We start from the raw sequence: 17,656 nt of genomic DNA on the forward strand, positions 1-17,656 counted from the left end.
AGCAAACGCAATCCATTGGCTGCTCAATCAAATGGAAATAGTACGAGTGATCGGGACCGCCGCTCCGAACCGACGTTCGCTGCACTCTGCTTGAACGACTGCCTTGCGGACAAAGCCGCCGTTTAAGTCATTTATTGAATTAGATAGTTTTAGCCTAATTGAGGCAAAACACTCGAATTGGCAACATGACTGACTAAAGGTTAGTTGCTTACTTTCAAACATGCCAAGGCTTCATCAAATGCGTCTACAATCGCGCTGCATTTCATTGAGACGACCTGAGTGTATTGGCCGCTGAAATAGGTTTGGATAGTTTACTGCAGTATCGACGTTGCAGATGTAAACCAAACTGTTTTTAGTAATTTAATGATCTAGCGCGATTGGCGCCGCAAATGGAGATTGAGATGTTCACCAAAGACGACCAAGCGCTGATTGATGTTTGGGAAGCCCATACCGCAAGCGAATTCGCCCACAAGGACGCCGACAAAGCAATCGCAACCATGACTGACAATCCTGTTCTAATACATGTTCCAGTGAACACGGGAGCAACTGGCCGCGAAGCTTTGAGGAAATTCTATGCCGAAGTATTCATACCGCAGCTTCCGGGAGATGCGGAACTAGAGGTCATCACGAGAACGGTCGGACAAAACCGTATTGTGGATGAATTCATCCTCCATCTGACACATTCATTGCGCATGGATTGGTTTGTCCCCGGTGTCGAAGCCACAGGCCTGCGTCTTGCCGTGCCGCACGTAGGCATCATTCATTTTGAGGACGGCTTAATCGCGTCCGAACACATTTACTGGGACCAAGCCACCGTTCTTCGTCAACTTGGCCTGATTGGTGAGGACCTCCCGATCCTGGGGGCGCAGCAAAAAGACCGGTTGATTGACTCAACGGCGCCCGCAAATCAATTGATTGATCGCCTGGCGACATCTTCTTGACCGACCGGCGCTCGTTGGGAAGCGCAAAGCTATTCCACACTACCTCAGCACCGAACAAGTCAGCGTCCTCGAACGGCTAGGAGTTTCTTACAACACCGCCGCTGTCGGTTTTCTTTCGCCCGATACATCGGTCACAAACTGCAAATACCGAAAGAGCAACATCCGAAGCGCTTATGGCGCCCGCTTTGGGCTTGGTGCGGTCATTCGGCAGAATTCCGTGAACGTCTGCTTTGCGGACGAAGCTGCCATAAGAGTGGCTTGTTCAGATGCCCGGAGAGATGTGCGTTCCCGCCATTCAGGGCCTTGCGCGGCCGCCGCAAACTGACGGCCGATTTGATTGCGCCACGAGGTGAGTAGAGAACTTCATTCAATCGTCCGCCTGGATTGTCTGGCGATCTATTGACGCCAAGTATTCTGCAAGAGCGGAAATAGCCAAACCCATGTCATGTGATGAAGCGAATTCCTCCGGTTTATGGCTGACCCCGTCGCGGCAACGCACGAACAGCATGGCGATTGGGCACAGGTCTGCCATCGCAGATGCATCGTGTGTCGCGCCCGATGGCAAGGCCAGACCCTCCGCTCCCATACTTGTTGCTGACCGGGTGAGACGCGTGGACAAATCAACGTCACACGGCTGTGCCACCTGCGAGTAGGTTTTTTGCACCTTGATTGTGAGGTTTCGCCGCAACGCCAACTCCCGGACATAGCTATGTAGCGATCTTCCAGCATCGCAGCGTGTCTGGTCATCAGGGGAACGGAATTCGGCAGTCATCCTGACGCGGCGAGGTACCGCGTTGACGACGTTCGGCTCGACGTCAAGAGCACCAACAGTCGCGCGAAGGTCTGGGGTGGTTCGCCCCAGCCGGTCAACCTCGGTGACAATGGCTGCCGCACCCACAAGCGCGTCGCGCCGCCCGGACATGGGCAGCGTGCCGGCGTGGCCAGTTTCGCCGATCACTTCGATCTGATGCCGCTCAATGCCGCAAATTGCGGTGACGAAACCAAGAGCCTCGCCTTCCTGTTCAAGCACCGGGCCCTGTTCAATGTGCGTTTCGACAAACCCGATCACGTCATTCAAGTTGCGTGCCAGGGTGCCGATCCGGTCAGGATCGAGACCGAATGCCACCATTGCTTCACGGAGCGTGATGCCTTGAGAATCCACCATGAACAACACTGAGGGATCGAATGTCCCCGCCAGCGCGCGGGAACCGATCAGGGCCGTCGGAAACCGTACGCCTTCTTCGTCGGCAAAGGCCAACACCTCAACAGAAAATGGCAACTCAATGCCGTTTGACCGGAGCTTTTCCAATGCCATGAGCGGCAGAACGACTCCCATGATCCCGTCATATGCGCCGCCTTCTCGCACCGTGTCCTGATGCGACCCCATCAGCAGCGTCTTCGATCCCAGCGGCCCCTCAATTCGGCCAATGAGGGTTCCGGCATGATCAAGCGTGACTGTCAGGCCCAGCGTTTCCATTTGCGTCTGAAGCAGGTCAATCGCCGCCCGGTGTTCCGGCGTGAAGGGCAGCCGTGTCACACCCGGACCCGGCTCAGAGCAGGTCGACAAGTCGTTCAGCAGTCTTTCGGCACGCGCACCCCAGTCAGTCAAGGACGCGCTCCTTGTCGGATGCTACGGGAACTTGTTGCGCCCATTCGGCGTAATCTCCGGAGGTGGTCTTCAGGTAGAGATGTTCCAGCGCGCCAATCGGGTCATCGGCGTGGTAGTCGATCCTCAGCGTCAACGGCGGACGATCAGGGTGGAGGATCAGCAAGGCCGCTGAAAGGAGGCCACGAAAGTCGCTGCCCGCATCATGCGCTGCTTTCAGTGCCTCCAAGAGGCGCATCTCGAAGCCCTGGACCTGTTTGGCGGCGGCTTCCGCCATGGCACTCAACACGGCTTCACTCCCCAACATGTTTCCCGAGGCTACGCCGCTGGGGAACATCAAGCTGCCTTTGACATCCTCGTTCTTATCGCCCGTAAACGCCGCCGCGTTTCCAGAAAGATCAACTGCAGCAAGTTGCCGATGTGCCCGGCCACGGTCCGCCGAAGTAATCGTTTTGACAGCTTCGGCCGCGGTAAGTCCGGACTGCATCGCGGCGAGTATGTCCTCGCCCCAGAGTGTCGAAGGAGCAGCGCCCTGGCTTGCAGACATGCCCGCTTTCAGGTTGCCTCGCAGTACCCAGCCGCCAACACAAAGCGACCCGGTAGCCGCTGCGCCGCCAATCGCACCGGTCTCGTTATCGCGGGCAAGCACAGAAAATGTCATTGCGCGCTCAAAAATGAGGCTCGAACGTTTGTCATGAAGTACAATTTATCATGAAAAATTGACCAAGGCAATTTATCATGATAAATTTTGGCTAGAAAATCCAACAGGGAGAACGAAAAATGACGCTACTTTCCTGGATCCGAAGGGGCCTGGTCGCGGCGGCTGGGGCCGCCCTTTTAGTTGGCGGTCTAGGTGGATCGGCCGGCGCGCAAACTCCGCCTGGAGTTTTGATCGTCGGGCAGATTGCCGAACCGAAATCGCTCGACCCGGCCGCAGTGACCGCGGTGAACGATTTCCGCATACTCGTGAATATTTACGAGGGCTTGACCCGCTACAAGTCAGGCACGCTGGAGGTCGAGCCGGCGCTCGCCACCGATTGGGCGATTAGCGAGGACGGCACCGAATATACCTTTACCCTGCGCGACGGTGTGACGTTCCACGACGGCACGCCTTTCAACGCCGCGGCCGTGAAGTTCAACTTCGACCGGATGCTGGACGAGAATCACCCTTACCACGACACCGGACCTTTCCCGCTGTCCTTCTTCTTCGGCGCAGTGGAATCGACCGAGGTCGTTGACGACATGACGGTGAAGTTCACACTGAACGCGCCTTATGCGCCGTTCCTGTCGAACCTCGCATATCCCACCGGCCTGATGGTGTCGCCCGCCGCCGTCGAGGCGAATGGCAAAGAGTTCGGCCGCAACCCCGTCGGCACCGGACCGTTCAAGTTCGCCGAGTGGCGTTCGAACGAAGCTGTGGTTGTCGAGCGTCATGACGACTATTGGGGCGAGGCTGCCGGTACAGACGCCGTCGTTTTCCGCCCAATTACCGACGCCAACACTCGCGTGGCCGAAATGCTGGCCGGTGGTATCGACCTGATGGTCGAAGTGCCGCCCACGTCGCTCGGCCAGTTCGCGGGCGACGGCTTCAGCGTGGCGGAACAAGCCGGGCCGCATGTCTGGTTCCTGATCCTGAACGCGAAGGAAGGCCCTTTTGCTGACAAGCGCGTTCGCCAGGCCGCAAATTACGCGATCAACAAGGAAGCGATCGTGAACGACGTGCTTGAGGGCACTGCAACTGTGGCCGCCGGTCCGACTCCGCCCGCATTTGCTTGGGCCTATAACGAAGCGCTCAATCCTTATCCGTATGATCCGGAGAAGGCCAAAGCACTGATCGCTGAAGCCGGTGCCGATGGGGCAACGCTGACCTTTTATGTCACCGAGGGTGGTTCGGGCATGCTCGACCCGGTCCCGATGGGTACCGCCATTCAGGCTGACCTCGAGGCCGTGGGATTTGACGTCAAGATCGAAACCTACGAGTGGAACACCTTCCTGGGCGAAGTGAATCCCGGATTGGAGGGCAAGGCAGACATGGCCGAGATGGCCTGGATGACCAACGACCCCGATACGCTGCCGTATCTGGCATTGCGCTCTGAGGCGTGGCCCGACAAGGGCGGTTTCAACTCGGGCTACTACGCCAATCCGAAAGTGGACGAGCTTTTGGAAGCGGCCCGCACGGCGACCGATCAGGATGAGCGCGCACGGCTTTACCGTGAAATGCAGGAGATCGTGCAGGAGGACGCACCCTGGGTCTTTGTCGCCAACTGGAAGCAGAACGCGGTGACCAATGACCGGGTCGAGAACTTTGGTCTTGAGCCATCGTTCCTGTTGCACCTGCAAGGCGTTGTGAAGAACTGAACCCGACACATCCGGGGCCGCTCTGGCGGCCCCGGGCCGAACCTCGCCGAGGGAAACGATGGGCGGCTATATCCTCAAACGACTGATCTCGGCGGTCCCGGTTCTTCTGGGCATTACGATCATTGTCTTCCTTATCATGTCGCTTATCCCGGGCGATCCGGCCACAGCGATCCTCGGTTCCTATGCCACGCCCGAAAACGTTGAAAAGCTGAACCGCGACCTCGGCCTGGATAAGCCCATGGTCCAGCGGTATTTCATCTGGCTCGGCAACATGTTGACCGGCGATTTCGGGCGGTCTTTCTCGCTCAACCGTCCGGTGATCGACGAGGTGCTCGAGCGCTTCAACGCCACCTTGATCCTTGCCGGCACGGCATTTCTACTGTGTTCTGTACTCGGCATCCTGGCGGGCGTTATCTCGGCAGCGCGCCAGTATGGGCTAGCTGACAAGGCAATCACATTCATCGTGCTCATTGGCATCTCGGTGCCGTCCTTTTTCCTCGGCATGATGATGATTTTGTTGTTCGCGGTGAACCTCCGCTGGCTGCCAGTTTCAGGCATGTATGCGATCTATGGCGGTGGAGATCTGCCCGATCTTCTCAAACATCTGACAATGCCCGCATTGGCGCTTGCAGCAGTAGCCACTGGCGTCATTGCCCGGCTCGCGCGCTCGGCGATGCTGGAAGTGCTGCGCCAGGACTTCATCCGCACCGCAAGAGCCAAAGGTGTGCCCGAGCGGCAGGTGATCATGCGGCACGCGCTGCGTGCCGCCATGGTGTCGATCATCCCGGTCCTCGGCATCCAGGCGGGCTTCGTTTTGTCGGGCGCGGTCTATATCGAGATCGTCTTCCAATGGCCGGGCGTCGGTCGAATGCTGGTCGACGCGATTCTGAAGCGGGACCTTCTGCTGGTGCAGGGCGGGGTCGTCTTCGTGGCCGCTTGCTACGTTATGTTCAACATCGCCGTGGACGTTGCGCAAAGCTTGCTTGATCCGAGGATCAAGACGTGAACCTCTTCCTAAAGCTCCTGTTCCGCAACCGCCTTGCGGCGCTGGGGGCGATTGTGCTGGGTGCGATCCTGCTTCTGGTGCTCATCACACCGCTCCTCCCCTTGCAAGACCCCGACGCAACCGCTACGGCGGACCGGTTCAAGCGCCCCTTCACCGAAGGCCACTTGCTGGGCACCGACCACCTCGGCCGCGACCTTCTGAGCCGCCTACTGCACGGCACACGCCTATCGCTCGCCATTGGTGTTGCTGCTGCCTTGATCGCCGCCACCATTGGCTCGGCCATCGGGATATTCGCGGGGTATTTCGGTGGGCGCACCGACAATATCATCATGCGCGGCGTCGATATGCTGATGGCTTTTCCTTATATCCTGCTGGCGCTGGCCATCGTAGCCGCCCTTGGTCCAGGGCTGATGAACGCGCTCATAGCGGTTGCCGCCGTCAACGTCCCCTTCTTCGCCCGGAATATTCGCGGCATCACCGTCGGCCTCGCAGGTCGGGAGTTTATCGATGCCGCGCGGCTCGCGGGCATGGGACACACGCGGATCATCCTGACAGAGCTTTTGCCCAATGTCCTGCCGGTCATCGTGATCGCCATGTCGACGACCGTGGGCTGGATGATCCTTGAGACCGCAGGCCTCAGCTACCTTGGCCTCGGATCGCAGCCGCCACAAGCCGACCTTGGCTCGATGCTGGGTGAGGCGCGCTCCGCGATGATCTCAAACCCGCATACGTCGGTTGTTCCCGGGGTGATGATCTTCCTTATCGTCATGTCCATTAACTTGTTGGGCGACGGGGTGCGCGACGCACTTGACCCACGATTACGTTCGGGCGCCCTATCGCGCCCCAAGGCGACGACCCTTGTGGATCGACGGGGTGACATCCCAGAGAAAACCGACGACCTCTTGGCCATCCAGGATCTCGAAACCCAGTTCCATGTTGGTGACCGCATCTACCGGGCAGTGGGTGGCGTATCGCTGGCCGTGAAGCCAGGTGAATGCCTAGGCGTGATCGGCGAAAGCGGCTCGGGCAAATCCGTGACGGCGCTTTCGATCATGGGCCTCGTCGCCTCGCCCCCTGGTGTGATCACCGGGGGCGCGGTGCGGTTCCGGGGTGAAGACCTGATTGGCGCACCATACGAGACGCTCCGCCAAAAGCGCGGTGACCGGGTGGCCTATATATTCCAGGATCCGCTTTCCACCCTGCACCCGCTCTATCGCATCGGCAATCAATTGGCCGAGGCGATCCAGTCGCACCACCAGATCAGCACTGCCGAAGCCCGCGCGCGCGCCGTCCAGCTCTTGAAAGACGTGCGCATTCCCAATGCTGAAGCCCGCGTCGACAACTATCCGCATGAAATGTCCGGCGGCATGCGCCAGCGGGTTGGTATCGCGATGGCATTGGCCAATGAGCCAGATGTGATCATCGCCGACGAGCCAACGACCGCGCTGGATGTGACCGTACAAGCGCAGATCCTGTCGCTTCTGGACGATCTCCGCCGTGACCGAGGATTGGCGATCATCTTCATCACCCATGACTTTGGCGTCGTCGCACAGCTTTGTGATCGGGTGGCGGTTATGTACGCGGGTCGGATCGTCGAGGAAGGCCCAACCACGGCGGTGCTGGATGCTCCGGCGCATCCCTACACCAAGCGGCTGATCGCCTGTGTCCCCGAATTGGGCGGCGGACAGCGCGAATTGGCCGCCATCCCCGGCCTGCCGCCGGTTGTCGACAACCTGCCGAAAGGATGTGCTTTTGCGCCCCGCTGCGACAAGGCGCAGGAGAACTGCCGTGCGAGCGACGTTGCTCTCGAAGGACAAGCGCCCCGCGCCGTGCGTTGCCTCTATCCCGAGGAGGCCGTTTAATGCCCGCTCTGAAGGTCGACAACCTCGCCAAGACGTTCCCGTTGAGGAAACCGCTCTTCAGCCAGGCCCCTCCCGGCGTGCGGGCCGTGCGGCCTATGAGTTTTGAAGTGGCGCAAGGCGAGACGCTCGGTGTCGTAGGTGAATCCGGCTGCGGCAAGTCTACGCTCGCTCGGATGCTGGTGGGGCTGCTGGAGCCTTCGGAAGGTGCGATCCAAATCGAAGGTCGTGCTCTCGACAACGCAAACCCGGCGGAGTTTGGCAAGCTGATCCAATACGTCTTCCAGGACCCGCAAAGCTCGCTCAACCCGCGCAAGACCATTCGCCAGGTGATGGAAGCACCGCTCAAGCGGCTCCATGGGATGGCAACGCCTGAGCGCGACAGGCGCATCAGCGAGATTTTCACCAGCGTAAACCTGCGCGAAGAGTTCCTCGACCGCTATCCACACGAGTTTTCAGGCGGACAGGCCCAGCGGATCGGCATTGCCCGCGCGCTTGCGGCGAACCCTCGGATCATCATTCTGGACGAGCCTGTTTCGGCGCTGGACGTATCGGTTCAGGCGCAGGTGCTGAACCTTCTGGCCGATCTAAAGACAGAATTCGGACTGACCTATGTGTTCATCACACACGATCTGGCCGTAGTCGAGGCGGTGAGCGACCGGATCATCGTGCTTTACTTCGGATCGGTGGTTGAGATTGGCAGCGCAAAGCGGATCTTTGCGAACCCTCGGCACCCCTACACGGAACTTCTGGCCGACAGTGCGCCAGTTGTGGGCAAACCCCTGACGGCACCCGAGCAGAAAGGAACGGAACTGCCCGATCCCCTGAATCCGCCGCCGGGCTGCGCCTTTGCCGGTCGCTGTCCTCGAGCATCCGACATGTGCCGCACCACCGTGCCAGACCTCACATCAATGGGAGACGACCAACTTGCCGCCTGTCACCACCCGCTCGAAGACTGAACCTAAACTCAGCCGCCCCGTGCAGGTCGCCGAGGCGATCAAGAATTGGGTTGTTGAACAGGGGCTGCAAGCCGGGGACCGGCTGCCGGGTGAGGCAGAACTGATCGAACGCTTCGGCATGGCCAAGGGCACCATCCGCGAGGCGATGCGTGTGCTGGAAGCACAAGGTCTGATTAAAACCCGCACCGGTCCCGGCGGCGGCAGCTTCGTGCACGAAGTCAGCCGTCAGCGTGCAAAAGCGCTCTTGGCGAACTATTTCTACTTCAAGGATCTGACCATCGGCTACATCTACCAACTGCGTCTGACATTGGAACCGGAATTGGCGGCGGCGCTGGCGGGCCATTTGTCCGAGGATGTCTTGGAACAGCTCGAAGCAAACATTGCCGAGTACTCGGAACCCGCCAAAACACTGAGCGAAGAACGCGAACAGCATGTCGCTTCACTACGCTTCCACGCGATTCTTGCTGAACAGGCGAAGAACCCACTGTTGGGCTTTGTGATCGATTTCATGGTGAACCTGCTGGCAGACCTGACTGTATACCGCCGCCTTTATTCGCCTCCGAATATTGAGCTTTGGAAACAGGGCCGCGATCACCAACGGCGGCTCGTAATTGCCCTGCGCGATGGGGATGCGGACACTGCGCGGTCGATCATGGCTGATCACATGGAAACTGCCTGGAAATTGATGCGTCAACAGGAGGTTGAAATGGAAAGCCGTTTTATTTCCGAATAGGTGCCAATACCTTGCATTACGCCCGTAGGCGTTGATCTCTTCGCTAGTGAACCAGATCAATCCGGCACGTCCGTTTCCAAACTGATTGCGGCCACTCAAAGACAATGCAGCATCCGTTGCTTTGGGCTCAATGCTGTCGTTCGCTGCACTCGGCGTGAACGACTGCTACGCGGACATTTTTCCCGTTGACTAAATTCGCACAAATGCCTGGTTCCTGCTCGAAATGCGAATTGCGTAACTTCAACTATTGAATCTTTTGAGATGCAGATCTCACCAGGCGCCGCAGCCATTGATGTGCCGGGTCTTTTGTGAAGCGTTCGTGCCAAATTTGTGAGACGGCGAAGGGAGGAGTCCGGAGCTCGCTGGGCAATGGCATCATGTGGAGTTCATCAGTTATCACCTGACGGGCGAGTTGCTCCGGCACGGTGATGACCAAATCTGTGGGCGCGATCACCGCACTGATGGTCATAAACTGGGTAATTCTGAGAGCAATTTTTCGCTTAAAGCCGTGTTCCTGCAAGACGTCGTCAATCCGGCCACCTCCTCTTCCCGTGATGCTTAGCAGGGCATGCGCTGAGGCCGCATAACCTTTAAGGCTCATCCCGTCTTCGATCAGGGGGTGCCCTTTGCTCACCAGACAAACTTGGCGGTCTTCAAACAATGACTGTGAAGCCACGTTGTACAGGACAGGGCCGTCGTCAACGACACCGAATCCCAGCGAGATCCGGCCTTCACACATATCCGAGATGCCTGTCGCCGAGAGGTTCTCCATGTCGATCTTAACTTGTGGCGCCAGTTTGAAAACTTGACCGAGAACCGTCGGCATGATCATTTGCGCGACATAGTCAGGAGCCATAATACGAAACTGGTCTTGCGCCTTGGACGGATCAAACACTTGCGGTTTGAAGACATGGGATACTTGCGCCAGCGCATCCCGAACCTGTCTTTCGCTGCAGCGCGGCGCAAGAGAATGCAAACAGATTTCAATGACGTGCTGTAAAGTCACGCATCACCCAGAAATGGACATCATTTTCGGACAAGAGGTACGATTACGATTGCCCGTTCATGATGGAAGAAAGAAACGCAGAGAAGAGTTCGCCTTGTGAGTTTATACGAAGCTTTGAATAAATGTTTCTTCGATGAATGCGTACTGTACCCGACGAAATGCCCAATAGCTTGCCGACCGCGTCGGCGGAGTGCCCCCTGAGCGTATGCTCAACGACTTCGCGCTCGCGCGGGGTAAGGATACCTTCGCCAATGCTCTGAAATGCGAGTTCAATTTTTTCCTCCAAAGCGGGTGTCAGTTGTGATGTCTCATTTGCCGTGTGCGCCCAATTTCTTTTGCATGAAGCGTCTACAACCGGCCACGCCGACTGGAGTAATTTAAGCTCGCTCTTGCTGAACCGTTTGGATTTCCGCATCAGCGACACCACAATAGACAGCTGTTCGTGGATCGTGACCAAGTATCCAATTTCTTCAGCTAATCCTGTCTGCGCATAGTAGCTGCGGAAATACTCTCCCTGATAAAAACGATCCGGCGCGATATCGCTCAACCGCCATAAACCGGGCTTCACCTTGCCCGTACTCGCCAGAAAAAAGGGATCAAGCAAATAGGGCCCTTCAACGTACTGATCCACATGAAGATCCCTGCGTTCGGGTGAAAAATCGTCATACAGCGCGAGCGGTTTGGCAGTGCCGACGTATCCAAAAATCACTGTGTAGTCAAAACTTACAACGCTCTTCAGTCCGTCCGAAAGACTTCGAGCAAAGTTAGGTTTTTCCAAATCGCCTATGATTTGAGCGACATGCGTATTCCAATCAAGTGCCATGATTGCTCTTTCGTTTTTCTGGCTTTCTTTGCTGAACTACTACAAAAAGCATATTTACATTTTGGCCAAATTTCTAATGTATTTGTCAATATCTGACATATGATCTGAAATGCTGATATCGAATATGGACATAGGTAACGAAGCATATACTGAGCCAGCGACTTTGGCACCGGCTCCAATTGCTGAGTTGAACGAAGTTTCCAAGTCATTCGGGACTGTGCAAGCAGTCAGCGACATGAATCTGAGCATTGCTCAGGGCGAGTTTCTTTCCTTTCTTGGTCCGTCAGGTTGCGGAAAAACGACTGCATTGCGTATGCTTGCCGGGTTTGAGACACCAACGACTGGAAATGTGTTGATCGACGGAAGCGACGTGTCCTCGCTTGAGCCGTATAAGCGCCCAGTTAACATGGTGTTTCAAAGCTACGCCCTGTTTCCGCACCTCACCGTCGGCCGTAATATTGGTTACGGGCTGAAGCAACGCCGGCCAAAGATCGATCAGAAAAAGATAAACGAAAAGGTGGCGCATGCACTTGCGACGGTTCGGTTGTCCGGGTTTGAAGATCGGCGCATTTGGGAGATGTCAGGCGGACAACAGCAACGGGTGGCTCTTGCGCGTGCAATCGTAAATGAGCCGAAACTGCTGTTGCTTGACGAGCCTTTGGCCGCGCTTGACCGCAAGCTGCGCAAGGAAATGCAAATTGAGCTGCAAGACTTGCAGCGAGATCTTGGTATAACGTTTGTTTTGGTTACTCACGATCAGGAAGAGGCGCTGTCTCTCAGTGACCGTATCTGCGTCATGCGCGCCGGACGGATTGTTCAGACGGGCACACCTCAGGAACTCTACGATCAGCCGAACTCACGCTACGTTGCTGATTTTGTTGGCACTTCAAACTTCTTTGGCGGTGTGGTCGACCAGATTAGTGGGTCAACCGGTGCAATAACGCTGCAGGGTGGCCGCACTTACAAATCGCCCTTAAGCGGGACAATCTCCGTTGGGAACGACGCCTGTTTAAGCGTTCGGCCTGAGCAGATCAGACTACACTTCTCGCAGACGCAGGAGCGTCTGCAAGGTACAGTGCTGAACCGAATTTTCCTTGGTGAGCACACCGAGTACCTGATCCGTGAAGAGAGGCTCGGTAACATAACCGTCTTAGCGCCGCGTCAGTCAGACGAAGGCCTGAGCAACCTTGGTACAGGCGACACCGTTTACATGGATTGGAGCCCAGAGTCGGCGCTCATCCTGCCAAAAGACTAAATCCAAAATAAACTCAACAGAGGAGACCCAAGATGACGAATCACATTTCAAAGAAGAAATTCATGGAAGAGCTGTGCAGGTACCAGAAAGGGTCTGTGACGCGCCGCCATTTCCTCGGAGTAACCGGACTGGGTGCCGCGACGGCCGTATTGGGCTCTACGATGCCCGGGTTGCGAGCGACAACCGCAATGGCCTCTGACATCGGCGATCGAGTGGTTCTGGCGACGTGGCCTAACTACCACGATGAAGCCAACTTTGAGATGTTCACAGATAAAACCGGCGCATTCATGCAGGTCAATGTGTTCGGCTCGAACGAGGAAATGTTGGCCAAGCTTCAGGCCGGCGGCAGCGGCTGGGACGTGTATGTTCCAACCAACTATACAATTACCACCTATGTCGAAGAAGATCTGATCGAGCCATTGGACCTCTCGAAGCTGCCGAACTACGACCCTGCAGCTTTTGACCCACGTTTCTCAGATGCCGGTATCGTGGACGGTGTCGTTTACGCCGTGCCCAAGAACTGGGGCACAACCGGTATGGCGATCAACACGTCGCACAATGGCGGCAAGCCATTTACCTCATGGAAAGAGTTCTTCGATCGTACAATGGATGACTTCTCGGGCCGTACAATGGTCCATGACTATCAATTGACAACGATCGGCGCTGCACTGAACTACCACGGCTACTCGTTCAACTCGGTCGACGAGGCTGAACTCGCTGACGCGGAAAAACTGCTGATCGACGTCAAACCGCATCTTTTTGCAATCACGTCCGACTACCAGCCAGCCATGCGGTCTGGCGACGCCTGGCTCACAATCTGCTGGACAGGCGACGGCAAACAACTCAGCACGGACATTCCCGAAATCGCATATGCCTTGGGTAAAGAAGGCGGTGAATTGTGGAGTGACTACTATGCGATTCCGAAAGGCGCACCGCACATGGAGGCCGCCTATGCACTCATCAACTTCATGCTCGATCCGGAAGTGAACGCACGTGAAGTTCTGGCGCATGGGTATCCAGTTGCGGATAGCCGGACAAATGAACTACTGCCGGAAGAGATCCTAAACGATCCGATCCTCTACCCGGCTGCGGAGCTATTGGATGCACTGGAATTTGGGGCGGCGGCAACGCTAACCGACCCGAACCGCGCGGAACTGCTGGCGCGCTTCAAGTCAGCCTAATCGAAACCCACAGGCAGTTTGGCATGACACAACGCGTACGCAATTGGCTTCTGGTCGCTCCGGCCGGTGCGTGGCTTATTGTGATGCTCGTCTTGCCGCTGTCTGTCGTGTTTGTCTTCAGCTTTGGAGAGCGGGCGCCGTCCGGTGGATACGTGCCCGCTTTCACTTTTGAACAATACGCCAACCTGCCGGCGCGTTTCACTGCCTTCAAGAACACGCTGATCCTCGCGCCTCTGGGTACCATTATGGCGCTCTTGATTGCCTATCCCTTAGCTTATCAGCTTGCGGTGCGGACAAGCGAACGTTGGAAGACGCTGCTCTTGGTGTTGGTGATTGTACCGTTCTGGACCTCGATACTGATCCGGAGTTATGCGTGGATTTTCCTATTGGGCGGCGGCGGCATTCCAGCTCTTTTGGCGAGTTTGGGTATCGAAGACGTCCGGCTGATCTACACACCCTTCGCGGTTCTGATCGGGATTGTTTACGGCTATCTGCCCCTCATGGTCTTTCCAATCTACGTTAGCCTGGAGCGCTTGGATAAACGCCTGCTCGAGGCCTCCGCCGATCTTGGGGCCCATCCCGTAACAACATTCCTTACAGTGACACTTCCGATGTCGATTTCGGGCATCGCAACAGGATGCATGCTCGTCTTCATCCTCCTGATGGGAGAGTTTCTGATCCCCGCGCTCTTGGGGGGTGGAAAGGTCTTTTTTGTCGGCAACGCTCTAGTTGATCTCTTTCTTCAGTCCCGCAACTGGGCTTTCGGCTCGGCGGTTGCCATGATGCTGATCATCATCATGCTGGTGACTGTCACCCTGTACATGCGTCTGATCTCTCGCCTAAACTTTCGGCGCGATGACGCGCAGTTGATGTGAGGGTCTGATGCGATTTTATGCCTTTTGCGTCTACGTGTTTCTTTACACACCCATCGCGATCATTGCGCTTTTCAGCTTCAGTGCAGGACGCAGCGCCAGCCAGTTGGAAGGCTTTTCCTTCAAATGGTATGGGCGAGCGGTAAACAATCCGTTTGTCATGGATGCGCTGGGGAACAGCATTTTCGTGGCCTTCGTTTCAGCAACACTGGCGAGTATTCTAGGAACGCTGATGGCGGTCGGATTACAAGGTATCAGAGGCCCAGTGCGGGCATTCTTTGACTCGCTGATTTACATCGCAGTGATGATCCCCGGCATTGTCATTGGTATTGCAACATTGATTGCACTTGTAACGGTCTTCGATGTTGTAAACCCTTGGGTTGCGTCTTTTTGGGCCGACGCTGCTGCAGCGCCTAAATTGTCCATGGGCATGGGGTCCTTGATAGCAGCCCATACGATGTTCACCCTAGCTTTGGTCGTCATCATAGTACGGGCACGGCTTTCGACTCTCGAAAGCGCGTTGAGCGAGGCATCAGCAGATCTTTACGCCACGCCGTTCGGGACCTTTCGGCAGATTACCTTACCCTTGATCGCGCCGGCCATTCTGGCAGGCTTTCTGCTGAGTTTCACCTTCAGTTTCGATGATTTCATCATCGCGTTCTTTGTCGCCGGGTCTGAGACGACTTTGCCCATCTATATTTTCTCCTCGATCCGACGCGGAATCACACCGGAGGTGAATGCTATAGGCACAATGGTGATGGTCGCGTCCTTGATTTTGTTGGTCATCGCACAACTCATTTTACGCGGTGGCGCCAAACCCAAACGCTGACAGATTTGGAAAGGAATTTGATGTTGCTCGAGAACAGGGTTGCATTCATTACAGGCGCCGGATCGGGCATCGGTGCGGCAGGAGCAAAAGCGCTTGCGCGGCAGGGTGCAAAGGTTGTGGTCACCGACCGCGACGCCGATTCTGCTCGGGATGTAGCGGGTGATATATCCAAGGACGGGTATGCCGCTGACGCCCTTCAGCTTGACGTCACCGACGATGCCGCTCTTTCCAATGCCATCGCCGAAACCGCGGAAAAACATGGACGGCTCGATGTGCTGCACTCTCATGCCGGAATTCAGGTGGAAGGCAGGCTTGAGCAGGTCGCTGTCGCGGATATGGATGCCTCATGGGCCTTGAACGTCCGAGCGCACTTCGTTGCGGCCAAGGCAGCTATTACACCCATGCGCAAGCAGGGTGGCGGCAGTGTGATCATCACGTCTTCGAACTCAGGTGTGCAATATGATCGGGAAATGATCGCATATGCGACGACGAAACATGCGGTTTTGGCCATGACACGTCAGATGGCTGCGGACTACGCGAAGGAAAACATTCGGTTCAATTCGCTCTGCCCGGGATTCATTGACACACCTTTTAACCGCGGATTCGAGGTGCAGATGGGTGGTCGCAAAAAGCTCGAAGAGTACATCAGTGACGTTATTCCAATGGGCCGCTTTGGCACAGTGGAAGAGATCGCGGACGCCATCGTTTTTCTGGCCTCGGACCAGTCGTCTTTCATGACAGGGCACGCGCTGGTCATCGACGGCGGCGAGTGCATCTGAAGAAACAGTAAGGAAGGATACATCATGAACAGCACAGCGTCTGGCCGCCTTTCAGGCAAAACGGCAGTAATAACTGGCGGCGCCGCAGGCATCGGCCGCGCCAGTTCCTTGATGTTTGCCCGCGAAGGCGCGCGTGTCGTCATCATCGACATCAATGAAGAAGCAGCACGCGAAACGGTTGAAATGATTACAGCCGCCGGAGGGTCGGCGCATTTTTTCCAAGCGGATGTTTCCAAGGCGGATCAGGTGGATCGTGCATTTGACGCGATCAAAGCTGAAGTCGGCGCATATGACGTTTTATTCAATCACGCGGGGACGATCATCGTCAAACCTTTGCACGAGTCGACAGAAGAAGACTACGACCGCTTGATGGATATCAACGTGCGATCCGCTTTTCTGGTGTGCCGACGCGCTTTGCCGGAAATGGTGGCGAACGGTGGCGGTAACGTCGTAATCACGGCCTCCATCGCATCGGAACTCGGCTACGCTTTGGAGTCGCTTTATTGCATGACCAAGGGTGCGGTTCTGCAGCTCTCTCGCACAATCGCAGTCGAATACCGGGAACAAGGTATTCGATGCAATGCGGTGTGCCCCGGCTTTGTGAAAACGGCGCATGGTTTGCGCGAGATTGCTGAGCTTGATGCGGCAGGCCAGACTTGGGAGGACGGTGACCTTGCCGCGACACAAGGTCGAATTTGCGAGCCAGAAGAAGTGGCGTCCGCCGCCCTGTTTCTCGCGTCAGACGAGTCCAGTTTTGTGAACGGTATGGCGCTTTATGTCGATAACGGTTGGTACACCAAGGGATGACGCCAACGGTCTTTGGACAATTCCTACTCGATGAAAGCGCCGCTCAATGCTTGAGTTGTTTGATCGCTGCATCGCGGCAAGCAAATGCGAGACAAATGGCTTCTTCGGGCTCGAAGCCGTCGGTCAGCCAGGATCGTGCCAACGACAGCTTACTTTAGCCGAATGTCGGCTCAGGAAGCTAAGCTGCGGCAGTGGCAAGATCATCTCAATTTTCGCAATGACCGCTTTCAGAACCGGGGAGGCGTGCGACCTGCTGCATCGCCGCAAGTCCGCTTCGAGCCCAAAGCGGAAGTGTTCCATCTCTGAACCTCGCAGGCGCAGCAAATTAGTCGCCAGATCCATAAGCCGCACCGCAGAAAGAAAAGCGGTCATTCATTCACAGCGCAGCGAACTTTGCGGCGTCTATGTCTGAGTTGCGGACGAAGCCGCCGTTAGCGAAAGCTAATCCAAACAACCGAAGAGCGGACAGTCCAGACTGTGAAAGAATGTAAATTTGCGAAATCCAATTGCGAATTTCTAGCCTGGCACGCAGTGAAAGTCACAAATCGTGATCAACGCTGCTCTCTCATCCGGCACTCCAGAAATTTTGAAGTCTGCACGGGAAAACTGTCTTTCAAAAAAACAATTGTGCTTGCTTGTGGA

Annotated in this window: 17 protein-coding genes; 12 read left to right on the top strand and 5 right to left on the bottom strand. The window is 56.3% G+C overall.

The genetic code is table 11. The annotated features are described in order from the left end of the window. The first annotated feature begins 401 nt into the window (after positions 1-401). Positions 402-941 (top strand): nuclear transport factor 2 family protein, encoded by a 540-nt coding sequence (locus AC2FNE_RS19925; protein WP_217362405.1) that lies wholly within the window; start codon positions 402-404, stop codon positions 939-941. 367 nt (positions 942-1,308) lie between these two features. On the opposite strand, the gene AC2FNE_RS19930 is transcribed toward AC2FNE_RS19925, so the two are convergent. Both AC2FNE_RS19930 and AC2FNE_RS19935 read right to left on the bottom strand, forming a co-directional pair. Next, entirely contained in the window at positions 1,309-2,550 is a 1,242-nt protein-coding gene (locus tag AC2FNE_RS19930) for a Zn-dependent hydrolase (protein WP_496806113.1), read from the bottom strand. Beyond that, complete coding sequence (locus AC2FNE_RS19935; RefSeq protein WP_170608705.1) at positions 2,543-3,208, bottom strand: DUF1028 domain-containing protein; 666 nt, start codon at positions 3,206-3,208, stop codon at positions 2,543-2,545. The genes AC2FNE_RS19930 and AC2FNE_RS19935 overlap by 8 nt, the downstream gene beginning before the upstream one ends. A gap of 119 nt (positions 3,209-3,327) precedes the next feature. On the opposite strand from AC2FNE_RS19935, the gene AC2FNE_RS19940 reads away from it, so the two are divergent. Genes AC2FNE_RS19940 through AC2FNE_RS19960 form a run of 5 tightly spaced genes read left to right on the top strand, consistent with a single transcriptional unit; the run spans position 3,328 to position 9,462 of the window. Further along, positions 3,328-4,905 carry an ABC transporter substrate-binding protein gene (locus AC2FNE_RS19940; RefSeq protein ID WP_170608704.1) on the top strand — a complete coding sequence of 526 codons (1,578 nt, stop codon included), beginning with the start codon at positions 3,328-3,330 and terminating at the stop codon, positions 4,903-4,905. A gap of 58 nt (positions 4,906-4,963) precedes the next feature. Next, positions 4,964-5,911 carry an ABC transporter permease gene (locus AC2FNE_RS19945; RefSeq protein WP_496806114.1) on the top strand — a complete coding sequence of 316 codons (948 nt, stop codon included), beginning with the start codon at positions 4,964-4,966 and terminating at the stop codon, positions 5,909-5,911. Continuing rightward, a complete protein-coding gene (locus tag AC2FNE_RS19950; RefSeq protein ID WP_496806115.1) occupies positions 5,908-7,773 on the top strand; it encodes a dipeptide/oligopeptide/nickel ABC transporter permease/ATP-binding protein in 1,866 nt (621 codons plus the stop codon). The genes AC2FNE_RS19945 and AC2FNE_RS19950 overlap by 4 nt, the downstream gene beginning before the upstream one ends. Next, on the top strand, positions 7,773-8,729 hold the full coding sequence (locus AC2FNE_RS19955; RefSeq protein WP_170608701.1) for an ABC transporter ATP-binding protein: 957 nt from the start codon (positions 7,773-7,775) through the stop codon (positions 8,727-8,729). The genes AC2FNE_RS19950 and AC2FNE_RS19955 overlap by 1 nt, the downstream gene beginning before the upstream one ends. 19 nt (positions 8,730-8,748) lie before the next feature. Further along, entirely contained in the window at positions 8,749-9,462 is a 714-nt protein-coding gene (locus AC2FNE_RS19960; protein ID WP_496806122.1) for a FadR/GntR family transcriptional regulator, read from the top strand. Between the two features lie 244 nt (positions 9,463-9,706). On the opposite strand, the gene AC2FNE_RS19965 is transcribed toward AC2FNE_RS19960, so the two are convergent. Together AC2FNE_RS19965 and AC2FNE_RS19970 are read right to left on the bottom strand one after the other, a co-directional pair. Next, positions 9,707-10,468, bottom strand: a complete 762-nt coding sequence (locus tag AC2FNE_RS19965; RefSeq protein ID WP_170608700.1) for a LysR substrate-binding domain-containing protein — start codon at positions 10,466-10,468, stop codon at positions 9,707-9,709. A gap of 43 nt (positions 10,469-10,511) precedes the next feature. After that, on the bottom strand, positions 10,512-11,291 hold the full coding sequence (locus tag AC2FNE_RS19970; RefSeq protein ID WP_170608699.1) for a helix-turn-helix transcriptional regulator: 780 nt from the start codon (positions 11,289-11,291) through the stop codon (positions 10,512-10,514). Between the two features lie 109 nt (positions 11,292-11,400). On the opposite strand from AC2FNE_RS19970, the gene AC2FNE_RS19975 reads away from it, so the two are divergent. The 6 genes from AC2FNE_RS19975 to AC2FNE_RS20000 are packed head-to-tail and all read left to right on the top strand — an operon-like array spanning position 11,401 to position 17,014. Beyond that, on the top strand, positions 11,401-12,546 hold the full coding sequence (locus AC2FNE_RS19975) for an ABC transporter ATP-binding protein (protein ID WP_254442584.1): 1,146 nt from the start codon (positions 11,401-11,403) through the stop codon (positions 12,544-12,546). Positions 12,547-12,578: 32 nt separating this feature from the next. Then, on the top strand, positions 12,579-13,727 hold the full coding sequence (locus AC2FNE_RS19980) for an ABC transporter substrate-binding protein (RefSeq protein WP_170608698.1): 1,149 nt from the start codon (positions 12,579-12,581) through the stop codon (positions 13,725-13,727). A 23-nt stretch (positions 13,728-13,750) separates the two neighbouring features. Beyond that, positions 13,751-14,602, top strand: coding sequence for an ABC transporter permease (locus tag AC2FNE_RS19985; RefSeq protein ID WP_170608697.1), 852 nt, complete (start codon positions 13,751-13,753; stop codon positions 14,600-14,602). Positions 14,603-14,609: 7 nt separating this feature from the next. Then, complete coding sequence (locus AC2FNE_RS19990; protein ID WP_496806116.1) at positions 14,610-15,428, top strand: ABC transporter permease; 819 nt, start codon at positions 14,610-14,612, stop codon at positions 15,426-15,428. A gap of 20 nt (positions 15,429-15,448) precedes the next feature. After that, positions 15,449-16,207, top strand: a complete 759-nt coding sequence (locus AC2FNE_RS19995; RefSeq protein ID WP_170608695.1) for an SDR family NAD(P)-dependent oxidoreductase — start codon at positions 15,449-15,451, stop codon at positions 16,205-16,207. Between the two features lie 24 nt (positions 16,208-16,231). Further along, the gene (locus tag AC2FNE_RS20000; RefSeq protein ID WP_170608694.1) at positions 16,232-17,014 is read left to right on the top strand and encodes an SDR family NAD(P)-dependent oxidoreductase; all 783 of its coding nucleotides are present in this window, start codon (positions 16,232-16,234) and stop codon (positions 17,012-17,014) included. A 123-nt stretch (positions 17,015-17,137) separates the two neighbouring features. Here the strand turns inward: AC2FNE_RS20000 and AC2FNE_RS20005 are convergent, their stop codons facing one another. Continuing rightward, complete coding sequence (locus AC2FNE_RS20005; RefSeq protein ID WP_496806117.1) at positions 17,138-17,386, bottom strand: hypothetical protein; 249 nt, start codon at positions 17,384-17,386, stop codon at positions 17,138-17,140. Positions 17,387-17,656 lie beyond the last annotated feature (270 nt).

It is taken from the genome of Ruegeria sp. YKSD179 (assembly GCF_059612885.1).

Coding starts and splice junctions, on each gene's coding strand:
- AC2FNE_RS19925 (WP_217362405.1), top strand. CDS start 402: ATGTTCACCAAAGACGACCAAGCGCTGATTGATGTTTGGGAAGCCCAT.
- AC2FNE_RS19935 (WP_170608705.1), bottom strand. CDS start 3,208: ATGACATTTTCTGTGCTTGCCCGCGATAACGAGACCGGTGCGATTGGC.
- AC2FNE_RS20000 (WP_170608694.1), top strand. CDS start 16,232: ATGAACAGCACAGCGTCTGGCCGCCTTTCAGGCAAAACGGCAGTAATA.
- AC2FNE_RS19980 (WP_170608698.1), top strand. CDS start 12,579: ATGACGAATCACATTTCAAAGAAGAAATTCATGGAAGAGCTGTGCAGG.
- AC2FNE_RS19990 (WP_496806116.1), top strand. CDS start 14,610: ATGCGATTTTATGCCTTTTGCGTCTACGTGTTTCTTTACACACCCATC.
- AC2FNE_RS19945 (WP_496806114.1), top strand. CDS start 4,964: ATGGGCGGCTATATCCTCAAACGACTGATCTCGGCGGTCCCGGTTCTT.
- AC2FNE_RS19995 (WP_170608695.1), top strand. CDS start 15,449: ATGTTGCTCGAGAACAGGGTTGCATTCATTACAGGCGCCGGATCGGGC.
- AC2FNE_RS20005 (WP_496806117.1), bottom strand. CDS start 17,386: ATGACCGCTTTTCTTTCTGCGGTGCGGCTTATGGATCTGGCGACTAAT.
- AC2FNE_RS19955 (WP_170608701.1), top strand. CDS start 7,773: ATGCCCGCTCTGAAGGTCGACAACCTCGCCAAGACGTTCCCGTTGAGG.
- AC2FNE_RS19975 (WP_254442584.1), top strand. CDS start 11,401: ATGCTGATATCGAATATGGACATAGGTAACGAAGCATATACTGAGCCA.
- AC2FNE_RS19970 (WP_170608699.1), bottom strand. CDS start 11,291: ATGGCACTTGATTGGAATACGCATGTCGCTCAAATCATAGGCGATTTG.
- AC2FNE_RS19940 (WP_170608704.1), top strand. CDS start 3,328: ATGACGCTACTTTCCTGGATCCGAAGGGGCCTGGTCGCGGCGGCTGGG.
- AC2FNE_RS19985 (WP_170608697.1), top strand. CDS start 13,751: ATGACACAACGCGTACGCAATTGGCTTCTGGTCGCTCCGGCCGGTGCG.